The following is an 11,153-nucleotide window of genomic DNA, read 5'->3' as shown; positions in this document are numbered from 1 at the left end:
TAGCGTTTTGCATATTGCCAATCTCTGTTGGCACCCAACCAAGGTTCCGTTGACCGGAATACTCCCTATGGCTTCCGCCCTTACCGACAAACTCTCCCGCCTCGTCAAGGAAATTCGTGGCCAGGCGCGCATCACCGAGGCCAATGTGGCCGACATGCTGCGCGAAGTGCGCATGGCCCTGCTGGAGGCCGACGTGGCCTTGCCCGTCGTGCGCGACTTTATTGCCCGCGTCAAGGACAAGGCGCTGGGCCATGACGTGCTGGGGTCGCTCTCGCCGGGCCAGGCCCTGGTGGGCATCGTCAACAAGGAACTCGCCATCACCATGGGCGAGGGCATCAGCGACATCAACCTGGCGGCGCAACCCCCGGCCGTGATCCTGATGGCGGGTCTGCAGGGCGCCGGTAAAACCACCACCACGGCCAAGCTTGCCAAGCACTTGATTGAGAAGCGCCGCAAAAAAGTGCTGACGGTGTCCGGCGACGTGTACCGCCCGGCCGCTATTGAGCAGCTCAAAACCGTCACCGCCCAGGCTGGCGCCGAGTGGTTCCCCAGCTCGCCGGACCAAAAGCCCGTCGACATTGCGCTGGCGGCGCTGGACTACGCCAAAAAGCACTTCTTTGACGTGCTGCTGGTTGACACGGCCGGTCGTCTGGCGATTGATGAAGCGCTGATGCGCGAGATCAAGGATTTGCACGCGGTTCTGAACCCGGTGGAGACCCTGTTTGTGGTCGATGCCATGCAGGGCCAGGACGCGGTCAACACCGCCAAGGCCTTCAAGGAAGCGCTGCCGCTCACCGGCATCATCCTGACCAAGCTCGATGGTGACTCACGCGGTGGCGCGGCACTGTCGGTGCGTCAGGTCACCGGGGCGCCGATCAAGTTTGCCGGCACCAGCGAAAAAATTGACGGTCTGGAGGTGTTCGATGCCGAGCGCCATGCCGGGCGCATCCTGGGCATGGGCGACATCCTGGCGCTGGTGGAGCAGGTCACGGCGGGCGTGGACGTGGCGGCGGCGCAAAAGCTGGCTGCCAAGATCAAGAGCGGCGCCGGGTTTGACCTCAATGACTTCCTGGCCCAGATCCAGCAGATGAAACAGATGGGCGGCCTGTCCAGCCTGATGGACAAACTGCCCGCGGGCATGGCGGCCAAGGCCGGTCAGATGGACATGGACCGCGCCGAGAAAGACATCAAGCGCAAGGAAGGCATCATCCACAGCATGACGCCGCTGGAGCGCCGCAAGCCCGATCTCATCAAGGCCACGCGCAAGCGCCGCATTGCCTCGGGCGCTGGCGTGCATGTTCAGGAAGTGAACCGCATGCTCAAGGAGTTTGAGCAAATGCAGGACATGATGAAGAAGATGAAGGGCAGCGGCATGATGAAGATGATGAAGCGCATGGGGGGCATGAAAGGCATGCCCAAGATGCCGTTTTAAGCCAGCCAGAGTTTTTTTGATGAAATCGGCCTGTAGCCCACGTCAGACGTGCACATGTCGCTATTAAATTGATAGTAAATTTTGGGGCGCTGGGTCCATGTTCGCGTGGTCAGCGCCCTGCGCTTTTGTACCCGTTCACAGCCTTGGGCTGCACTTGATCCGAGCATGACCACTTCACCTGCAACCGCATCCTTGTCCACCGGCGTTGGCGACCCCATCGTCAGCGTGCGCGGCATTGGCAAGACCTACGCCAGTGGCTTCCAGTCACTCAAGCACATTGACCTGGACATCCGGCGGGGCGAGATCTTTGCCCTGCTCGGGCCCAATGGGGCGGGCAAGACGACGCTGATCAGCATCATCTGCGGCATCGTCAACGCCACAACCGGCACGGTCATCGCCGACGGGCACGACATCCGGCGCGACTACCGCGCGGCCCGGGCCGCCATCGGGCTGGTGCCGCAGGAGCTGCACACTGATGCCTTTGAGTCGGTCTGGGCCACGGTCAACTTCAGCCGCGGCCTGTTCGGCAAGGCGCCCAACCCCGCTTACCTGGAAAAGGTGCTGCGGGATTTGTCGCTGTGGGACAAGCGCGACGCCAAGATCATGACCCTGTCGGGTGGCATGAAGCGCCGCGTGCTGATTGCCAAGGCACTGTCGCATGAACCCAAGATTTTGTTTTTGGACGAGCCCAGTGCGGGCGTGGATGTCGAGTTGCGGCACGACATGTGGCGCATGGTGCGGGAACTGCGCGACCGCGGCACCACCATCATCCTGACCACGCACTACATCGAGGAGGCCGAGGACATGGCCGACCGCATCGGTGTCATCAACAAGGGCGAACTGGTCATCGTGGAAGACAAGCTGGTGCTGATGCGCAAGCTCGGCAAAAAGCAGCTCACGCTCACCCTGCAGCACCCCATGACCCAGCTTCCCGCGGGCCTGGCGGCCTGGTCGCTGGAGCTCTCGGCCGACGGCCACACCCTCGTCTATACCTTTGACACCCAGAAGGAAGAAACCGGCATCGCGGCGCTGCTGCGCACGCTGGGCGAGCACGGCATCGACTTCAAGGACCTGCGCTCCAGCGAGAGTTCGCTCGAAGATATTTTTGTCAGTCTGGTGCACCAGCCCAAGGAGGCCCTCGCATGAACCTGCACGGCATACGCGCCATTTACCGTTTTGAGATGGCGCGCACCTTTCGCACCGTGATGCAAAGCATCGCCGCGCCGGTGCTCTCAACATCCTTGTATTTCATCGTGTTTGGCACGGCCATCGGCTCGCGCATGGGGGACATCGATGGCGTGAGCTACGGCGGCTTCATCATTCCCGGACTGGTGATGCTGTCCCTGCTCAACGAGAGCATCTCGAACGCCTCGTTCGGCATCTACATGCCCAAGTGGTCGGGCACCATTTACGAGTTGCTCTCGGCCCCGGTCAACTGGATCGAGGTCTTGCTGGGTTACGTGGGCGCGGCGGCCACCAAGTCGGTCATGCTGGGCCTGCTGATCCTGGGTACGGCCCGTTTGTTTGTGCCCTACGAGATTGCGCACCCGGTGTGGATGATCGGTTTCCTGTTGCTGACGGCGGTCACGTTCAGCCTGTTCGGTTTCATCATCGGGCTGTGGGCCGACAGTTTCCAGAAGCTGCAGGTGGTCCCGATGCTGATCGTCACGCCGCTCACCTTTCTGGGCGGGGCGTTCTACTCCATCAACATGCTGCCCCCGCTGTGGCAAAAAATCAGCCTCTTCAATCCGGTGGTGTACCTGATCAGCGGCTTTCGCTGGAGCTTTTACGGCGTGGCCGACGTGAACATGGCCGTGAGCGTCGGCATGACACTGGCGTTCCTGGTCATCTGCATGACCTTCGTGTGGTGGGTGTTCAAGACCGGCTACAAGATCCGCAACTAGCGCTCAAACCGCCAGCGGCACATCCTGGGTCAGCACCTCGCCGCGCAGCGTGAAGGTGCGGGTTTCGGTGATGTTGACGTCCACCAATTGGCCGATCAGCCGGGGCTGGCCAACAAAGTTCACCACCCGGTTGCACTCGGTGCGACCCATCAGCTCAGAGCCGTCGCGCTTGGACGGCCCTTCCACCAGAATGCGTTGCACCGTGCCCAGGCGGCTCTCGGAGATGCGCTTGATGCTGTCGTTGATGACGCCTTGCAGGTGGTGCAGGCGGCGCAGCTTCACCTCGTGCGGCGTGTCGTCATGCAGATTGGCCGCGGGCGTGCCGGGGCGGGGGCTGAAGATGAAACTGAAGGAGTTGTCAAAACCCACGTCGTCAATCAGCTTCATCATCTTGTTGAAGTCGTCCTCGGTCTCACCGGGGAAGCCGACGATGAAGTCGCTGCTCATCGCCATGTCGGGGCGAATGGCGCGCAGCTTGCGCACGGTGGATTTGTATTCCATGGCCGTGTAGCCGCGCTTCATGGCCATCAGGATGCGGTCCGAGCCGTGCTGCACCGGCAGGTGCAGGTGGCTCACCAGCTTGGGCAGCTTGTCGTAGGCCGCAATCAGTGACGGCGTGAACTCGTTGGGGTGGCTGGTGGTGTAGCGGATGCGCTCGATGCCGGGGATGTCGGACACGTATTCCAGCAGCGTGGCAAAGTCGGCCAGTTCGGCCGTATCGCCCATGGTGGAGCGGTAGGCGTTCACGTTCTGGCCCAAGAGCGTGACTTCTTTCACGCCTTGGTCGGCCAGACCGGCCACCTCGACCAGCACGTCTTCAAACGGGCGCGAGACTTCTTCACCACGGGTGTAGGGCACCACGCAGTAGCTGCAGTATTTGGAGCAGCCTTCCATGATGCTCACAAAAGCGGAGGCACCCTCCACCTTGGCGGGTGGCAGGTGGTCGAACTTTTCAATTTCGGGGAAGCTGATGTCCACTTGCGGGCGGTTTTGCGCATCCCGCGCGGCCAGCATCTGCGGCAGGCGGTGCAGGGTTTGCGGGCCAAAGACCACGTCCACATAAGGCGCGCGCTCGATGATGGCCGCGCCTTCCTGGCTGGCGACGCAGCCACCCACGCCAATCAGCACGCCTTTTTTCTTCAGGTGCTTGACGCGTCCCAGGTCAGAAAACACCTTTTCCTGGGCCTTCTCGCGCACCGAGCAGGTGTTGAACAAAATCAGGTCGGCCTCGTCCACGTTGTCGGTGGGCTCATAGCCCTGGGCGGCGTTCAGTACATCGGCCATCTTGCCCGAGTCGTACTCGTTCATCTGGCAGCCGAAGGTTTTTATAAAGACTTTTTTGCTCATGGGAATACTTTATTAAATGCTATTAAATTAATAGCTATATGCGCACGTAGGACGTGGGCTAGAGGCCGATTTCTTATAAATTTTGGAGCGCCTGCCAGGCCCTGCCCGGCTACTGCTGGGGAAACTTGGGCAGCTGGTCGAACGGGGTTTTGCCGTCATCGACCTTGGGTTTGTTGGCGTCGGAGCTGAAGACATAGTTGCGCACCGACTCCATGCCGGCGCGCTTCACCTGCGCTTCTTCCGGGCTCAGGATCCACGCCTCGTGAACCATGCCTTGCGGGTCGGTCACGTAGTTGACCAACACGCGGCTGCCCACCAGGGTGCCAGACATCACCAGGGCATTGGTGACGCCTTTGATGCGCGCGCCCGGCGAGAGGCGGGTGGCCGTGCCGTTGATCAGCACAGCAGGTGGCGCGGTAACCTCCAGCATGCCGCGTTTGGCGGCGGCTGGAAACTCACGCACCAGCGCTTGGGCGAAGGCCGGTGCGGGGCTCAGCGCGGCAGTGCCCGTGATGACGAGCATCGCCAGAAGCCCGGCGAGTGGTGTTTTGAAGCAGCGGTTCATGGTGTACATCCAGAGGCTGAGGGTTGGGAGTCGTTCAGGGTGCGCGGTGCTCACCCTGGCTAAAACTCATTGTAAATCAATCACTTGCGTGAAGGGCTGGTGCGCAGACCTATTGACCCCGGGCCGCCACGGCGCGCAGCTTGTCTTTTTTGCTCGGTCGTTTGCCCTTGATGCCGCCGTTGGAGGGCGCGCTGGGCTCACCGTCGCTCGGCACCGTGGCGACCGCCGTTTCAACCGCCTCGAAACCTTCGACGCTTTCGAGCGGCAGGCTCAAGTCCTGGCGCTTTTCAATCAGGCGGAAATGCGCTTCGGTGTCGGCGCTGACAAAGCTCACCGCCAAGCCGCTTTCCCCGGCCCGCCCGGTGCGCCCGATGCGGTGGGTGTAGTCCACCGCCGAGCGGGGCAGGTCGTAGTTCACCACCACCGGCAGCTGGGCAATGTCCAGGCCGCGGGCGGCGACATCGGTGGCAATCACCACCTTCAGGCGAGAGGCCTTGAAGTCCGCTAGCACCTGCGTGCGCTTGCCCTGGCTCAGCTCGCCATGAAACGGCTCGGCGTAGATGCGGGCCTTGCGCAGCTTGTCGGCCACCATCTCGGCGGCGTGTTTGGTCGCCACAAACACCAGCACGCGGGTCCAGCGGTTTTGCTGAATCAGGTGGCGCAGCAATTGGGTGCGTCGTCCGGTATCCACTGCGATGGCCCGTTGGGTGATGTCCGGCGTGGTTTCAGGTGCAGGCGCCACTTCAACGCGAACCGGATCGCGCAGCAGGGTTTGCGCCAGGGCCTGCACCGCGGGCGGAAAGGTGGCAGAGAAAAACAGATTTTGGTGCTTTTCTGGCACCAGGCGCAGCACGCGGTTGAGTTCTTCGGCAAACCCGAGGTCCAGCAGGCGGTCCGCCTCGTCCAGCACCAGGGTGGACACGCTGCCCAGATGGAGCGCGTTGTGGTCCACCAGGTCCAGCAAACGCCCGGGCGTGGCCACCACAATGTCGGTGCCGCCGCGCAGCCGCATCATCTGCGGGTTGATGGACACGCCACCAAACACGATGGACACCTTCACGGCCCGGGGCAGATGCTGCGCCAGTTCGCGAATCTCCTCACCCACCTGGGCGCACAACTCGCGCGTGGGCACCAGGATCAGCGCGCGGACCCGCCGGGGGCTTTCCAGCGACGCGTTTTCAAGTTGTTGCAGCAGGGGCAGCGCAAAAGCCGCCGTCTTGCCGGAGCCCGTTTGCGCCGAGCCCAGAACATCGCGGCCCAGCAGGGCGGCCGGAATTGCCGCTGCCTGGATGGGCGTGGGCGCCAGGTAGGCCTTGGCACTGACAGCGCGCAGGAGGGCAGGGGACAAACCCAGTGAGGAAAATGGCATGGACGGGCGCTTTTTGGAGAGAGGTGGGGCCGACAGGGCTCAATGCGCGGCCCGTTTCGGCAGAGGGCGGGCCTGAAAGAGGTGCGCGGTAACCCTGCATTTTAAGCTGTCTGGCCTTCTGGGAAGGCCAGGGGGGATAATCAGCCCCTTGCGAATCGAACCCAGCAGGGGGAGATCAGACAGATACAAAGGCCATTGTGAAAAAAACATTCAAATTAAACATCGAAGGTAAAAACCGTGATCGCGTGCTGGAAGCCGTCAAACACGAGATCCGGAAATACGTCAAGCGCCAGCGCCGCGTGCCCTTGCCCGAAGGCGTGGACTATTGGGACTTTGACTGCAAATTTGGTGTCAGCGAAGATGTCGCGGTCGTTGTGCACTTCGCCACCATCACCGGTTTGATCGACGGGGTGGCCCAAGAGGGCGGTGAGCAGTTTTACCTTGAGTTGCTGGCCAAAACAGGTCATCGCACCGCCAAACCGGCCGATGCGGTCGACTTGGACCAGGACGAATAAGTCCGGATCACGACCAGCTCAAGACATAGCGGCTTGATGATGAGTGAGAACCCGCCCCTGATCTTTCTGGACTTTGAGTTCAGTGAGGACGAGCAGGGCTGGGGCACCTTCGACGCAATGGCTTCCACCGGGCCCCAGCAGGTCGCCGTGGTGCGCACTGAAATCGCGCAGGTGCTGGCATGGGCGCATGCGTCCTTCCCTGACATGCGGGCGCCGTTGGACGAGGGCGGTGAGTGGGATTTCAACCTGCAGGGCCAGCAGGAGTGGTCGGCCCACGAGTCCTTTGATTTTGACGAACACTCGGGGCGAATCACCAGCCACCTTGACCCGACCGGGCCGCCACGGCATACGGTTACCTTGTCCCTGAGCGGCAGCCCGCAGTTTTGCGAGGCGTTCAGAGCCGAGTTTGCCCCCGACTGACCCCGCCCCCGGTGCAAGCCCAGCCGGAGGTGCGCCGTGCAGGCCATTTGCACAGGCAACAAAAAACCCGCAGAAGCCGGGGCTTGTGCGGGTTTTCAAAAAACTTGGTGGTGATAGGTGGATTTGAACCACCGACATCAGCATTATGAATGCTGCGCTCTAACCAACTGAGCTATATCACCAACAGGCCAGAATTATAGCGGCTTAAACGGGCGCGCTTCAGTGGTTGCCGAAATTTGCTTTTCGCTTGTTCACAAAAGCGTCCATGCCTTCCTTTTGGTCTGCCGTGGCGAACAGGGCGTGGAACATGCGGCGCTCGAAAGCCACGCCATCGCTCAATGAACCTTCAAACGCCCGGTTGACGGACTCTTTGGCCGCCATGGTGGCAATTTGGGAGAACTCGCTGATCATCAAGGCGGCTGCCAATGTTTCTTCCATCAGCTTGTCCAGCGGCACCACCCGGCTGACCAGCCCGGCGCGTTCGGCCTCCACCGCGTCCATCATGCGGCCGGTCAGGGCCATGTCCATGGCCTTGGCTTTGCCGACGGCGCGCGGCAGGCGCTGTGTGCCGCCTGCGCCGGGAATCACGCCCAGCTTGATCTCGGGCTGGCCAAAGCGGGCGTTGTCCGCGGCGATGATGAAGTCGCACATCATCGCCAGCTCGCACCCACCGCCCAGCGCAAAGCCGCTGACGGCTGCAATGACGGGCTTGCGGATGCTGCGGATTTGTTCCCAGTTGCGGGTAATGTAGTCGCCCTTGTAGACGTCGGCAAAGGTGTAGGTGGCCATGGCGCCAATGTCGGCCCCGGCGGCAAACGCCTTTTCGCTGCCCGTGACGACCATGCAGCCAATGGCCGGGTCGGCATCAAAGGCTTTGAGGGCGGCGCCCAGTTCGTCCATCAGCTGGTCGTTCAGCGCGTTGAGCTGTTTGGGGCGGTTCAGGGTCACGATGCCCACTTTGTCGGCTTCGGTGCGAACACTGATCATTTCGTAGTTCATGGGGCTTTCCGGGTTTTTGCAAAACATGCACTATAGGGCCAAGTGAAGTCAGGGACCTGACAGTCCGCTGGTGCCGAGCCACTGCCCCAGCAACTTGTGGTCGCGCCCCACCAGTCGCCAGGTCGTCACGGCCTTGGGCAGGGTCAGGCTGAGTGTCAGCAAGCGTTTGTCACGGGCCACCAGGGCGCCGATCTTTGTGACGGTGCCCGCGTAGAGCAGCAGGTCATCGAGCTTGTTGATGCGCCAGCGGGTGGCTAACTTGCCGTTGCCGGTGTCGATGCCCAGCCACTCGTCGCCTGACGCAAATCCGGCACGCTCCGCCGCACCGCCCCGCAGGACGACCTTGATCTGAAGCCCGGCGCTTTCGCTGACCCGCAGACCCAGCCGCTGTGCGATCTGGGCCGGTTCTTCCAGTACCACAATGCCATGCGCCTCCAGCAGGGGTTTGAGGGGCAGGTCGGTCGTGCCATGCACCCAGCGTGCGATTTCTTTCGCGAAGGAACGCCCGGAGAGTTCGGTCACTACACTGAGCAGGTCGCCTTCCAGCATGGGGCCGCCCTGGCAACGCAGCCACAGGGCGCGCATCACGGCGTCCAGCGTCGTTTTGCCTTCCCGGCGCAAGGTCAGGTCCAGGCACAGGGCCACCAGGGCACCTTTGGTGTAGTAGCTCACCGTGGCATTGGGTGTGTTTTCGTCCTGGCGGTAGTACTTCACCCACGCATCAAAGCTGGCCTGCGCCACGCTTTGCACTTCACGCCCCGGCGTTTGCAGGACCTGGTTGATGGTTTTGGTGAGCAGTTTCAGGTAGGTGGCGTCATCGATCAGACCGGCACGGCGCAACAGCAGGTCGTCGTAATAGCTGGTGAATCCCTCAAAAAACCAGAGCAGCTGTGTGTAATTTTCGCCACCGTAGCTGTAGTTGGCAAATTCGGCAGGCCGCAGGCGTTTGACATTCCAGGTGTGGAAGTACTCATGGCTGATCAGCCCCAGCAGGGTGGTGTAACCGTCGGATTGTTTGGGCTTCGCGGTCGGCGCCGCATTGGCTGGAGGCTTGAGTGCCGGATTGTCAATGCGGGGCAAGTCCCGGCGGGTACAGATGAGGGCGGTGGAGTTGCGATGCTCCAGCCCGCCATAACCGTCGTCCACCGCGTTGAGCATGAAGAGGTAGTTGGCATGCGGGGGCTTGTTTTTGGACCGGGCGCCCGTTTTTTCGCCATGCCAGAACTGCATTTCGGCTTCGCAAATGGCCTGGGTGTCGGTGAGCAGTCGCGCGCCATCAAAACTGGGCGGAGCGCCAGCCACCACAAAGCGATGCGGTATGCCGCCCGCCGTGAATTCGCCGCGCCAGAAGGTACCCATTTCCACCGGGCAATCCACCAGTTCATCGTAGTTGGCGGCGAGGTAGGTGCCGAAGCCGTTTTTTGTCACCTTTTGGGCCGTCAGTCCGGTGGCGACTTGCCAGTGGGGCAGTGATTTGTCCTGGATCAGTGTCAGTTCGTGCGGTGCCGCCTCTTGGCCTTCAACGCGCAGGCACAGGCTGGTGCCATTGAAGAAGCCGCGGTCGGCGTCCAGCCAGGCGGTGCGCACCGAGTTGTCAAAAGCGTACACCTCATAGCTCAGCACCAGGGGCTTGCCCGTGGCGCAGGCAATTTGCCAGCTGCATTTGTCCAGTTGCGTCAGGGGCACGGCTTTGTTGCCCTGGCGCGCCTGCAGGCCCTGCAGGTTTTTGGAAAACTCGCGCACCAGGTAGCTGCCCGGAATCCACACCGGCAGGCTCACACCCTGCAATGTCGTGGGCTGCGCGATGGTCAGGGTGACATGAAACAAGTGGGCATGCAGATCCCCCACCCGCACGAGGTAGCCAACCGCTGCGGCCGACATCAGTTTTTAGCCGCAGTCAGGTGTTTTTCGACTTCGGCTGCACCAATGGCGCCGGGCACCCGCGATCCGTCCATGAACACCAGCGTCGGTGTGCCGGTGATCTTGTACTTGCGCCCAAATTCGATGTTGCGCTCCAGTGACGCCGTGTTGCAGGTCGCATTGGCGGGGGACTGTTCGCGCACCATCCAATCTTGCCAGGCCTTGGCTTTGTCCTTGGCGCACCAGATGTTTTTGGACTTTTCATTGGAGTCTGCGCTGAGGATGGGGTACAAAAACATGTGAATCGTCACGTTGTCGACTTTTTGCAGATCCCGCTCAAACTTTTTGCAGTAGCCGCAATTGGGGTCTTCAAAAACGGCGAGCTTGCGCTTGCCGTTGCCCCGCACGATCGTGAACGCGTCTTTGAGCGGCAGCGCGTCGAAGCTGATGGCCGTCAATTTGTCCACGCGCTCTTCGGTCAGATTGCGGCGTTGTTTGGTGTCAAACAAATTGCCATGGATCAGGAAGTTGCCTTCGACATCGGTGTAGTAAATTTCGCTGCCGTTGACACGCACCTCAAACAGGCCGGGCATGGGGCTTTTGGAAATTTCGTCAATTTGCTGAAGCTGGGTAATCCGTTCACTCAGGTTTTTGCGGATGGTGGCTTCCTGCGCTGATGCGCCCAGGGAGAAGGCCAGCGTGGCCGTGATCAGCGCGAGTTGAAGTCGTTTCATTGTCATCC

At 61.4% G+C, this 11,153-nt stretch carries 11 protein-coding genes and 1 tRNA gene; 5 read left to right on the top strand and 7 right to left on the bottom strand.

From position 1 onward, the window contains the following. Window positions 1-67: 67 nt before the first annotated feature. The 3 genes from ffh to AC097N_RS08350 all read left to right on the top strand — a co-directional run bounded on the left by ffh (window position 68) and on the right by AC097N_RS08350 (window position 3,336). Window positions 68-1,432: a signal recognition particle protein gene (gene ffh / locus AC097N_RS08360; protein WP_479580442.1), complete on the top strand. Its 1,365-nt coding sequence runs from the start codon at window positions 68-70 to the stop codon at window positions 1,430-1,432. Window positions 1,433-1,597: 165 nt separating this feature from the next. Then, window positions 1,598-2,578 (top strand): ABC transporter ATP-binding protein, encoded by a 981-nt coding sequence (locus AC097N_RS08355; protein WP_479580441.1) that lies wholly within the window; start codon window positions 1,598-1,600, stop codon window positions 2,576-2,578. Next, the gene (locus AC097N_RS08350) at window positions 2,575-3,336 is read left to right on the top strand and encodes an ABC transporter permease (protein WP_479580440.1); all 762 of its coding nucleotides are present in this window, start codon (window positions 2,575-2,577) and stop codon (window positions 3,334-3,336) included. Before AC097N_RS08355 ends, AC097N_RS08350 begins: the two co-directional genes overlap by 4 nt. 3 nt (window positions 3,337-3,339) lie before the next feature. Here AC097N_RS08350 and miaB read toward each other — a convergent pair whose 3' ends face one another. From miaB to AC097N_RS08335, 3 genes are all read right to left on the bottom strand, one after another. After that, on the bottom strand, window positions 3,340-4,683 hold the full coding sequence (gene miaB / locus AC097N_RS08345) for a tRNA (N6-isopentenyl adenosine(37)-C2)-methylthiotransferase MiaB (RefSeq protein ID WP_479580439.1): 1,344 nt from the start codon (window positions 4,681-4,683) through the stop codon (window positions 3,340-3,342). A gap of 109 nt (window positions 4,684-4,792) precedes the next feature. Next, a complete protein-coding gene (locus AC097N_RS08340) occupies window positions 4,793-5,248 on the bottom strand; it encodes a hypothetical protein (protein ID WP_479580438.1) in 456 nt (151 codons plus the stop codon). A 109-nt stretch (window positions 5,249-5,357) separates the two neighbouring features. Next, the gene (locus AC097N_RS08335; RefSeq protein ID WP_479580437.1) at window positions 5,358-6,617 is read right to left on the bottom strand and encodes a DEAD/DEAH box helicase; all 1,260 of its coding nucleotides are present in this window, start codon (window positions 6,615-6,617) and stop codon (window positions 5,358-5,360) included. Between the two features lie 197 nt (window positions 6,618-6,814). On the opposite strand from AC097N_RS08335, the gene AC097N_RS08330 reads away from it, so the two are divergent. Further along, the gene (locus AC097N_RS08330) at window positions 6,815-7,132 is read left to right on the top strand and encodes a DUF6172 family protein (RefSeq protein WP_479580436.1); all 318 of its coding nucleotides are present in this window, start codon (window positions 6,815-6,817) and stop codon (window positions 7,130-7,132) included. Between the two features lie 39 nt (window positions 7,133-7,171). After that, on the top strand, window positions 7,172-7,552 hold the full coding sequence (locus AC097N_RS08325; RefSeq protein ID WP_479580435.1) for a hypothetical protein: 381 nt from the start codon (window positions 7,172-7,174) through the stop codon (window positions 7,550-7,552). Window positions 7,553-7,657: 105 nt separating this feature from the next. On the opposite strand, the gene AC097N_RS08320 is transcribed toward AC097N_RS08325, so the two are convergent. The 4 genes from AC097N_RS08320 to AC097N_RS08305 all read right to left on the bottom strand — a co-directional run bounded on the left by AC097N_RS08320 (window position 7,658) and on the right by AC097N_RS08305 (window position 11,145). Next, window positions 7,658-7,734: transfer RNA gene (locus tag AC097N_RS08320), tRNA-Met, on the bottom strand. Window positions 7,735-7,771: 37 nt separating this feature from the next. After that, window positions 7,772-8,551 (bottom strand): enoyl-CoA hydratase, encoded by a 780-nt coding sequence (locus AC097N_RS08315; RefSeq protein WP_479580434.1) that lies wholly within the window; start codon window positions 8,549-8,551, stop codon window positions 7,772-7,774. A gap of 48 nt (window positions 8,552-8,599) precedes the next feature. After that, entirely contained in the window at window positions 8,600-10,432 is a 1,833-nt protein-coding gene (locus tag AC097N_RS08310; RefSeq protein WP_479580433.1) for a M61 family metallopeptidase, read from the bottom strand. Further along, entirely contained in the window at window positions 10,432-11,145 is a 714-nt protein-coding gene (locus tag AC097N_RS08305) for a DsbC family protein (RefSeq protein ID WP_479580432.1), read from the bottom strand. The genes AC097N_RS08310 and AC097N_RS08305 overlap by 1 nt, the downstream gene beginning before the upstream one ends. Window positions 11,146-11,153 lie beyond the last annotated feature (8 nt).

Source organism: Rhodoferax sp. LS1R11, assembly GCF_056521395.1.
Note: the sequence above shows the minus strand (reverse complement) of the source record. Positions and strands in the feature narration are given on the sequence as shown.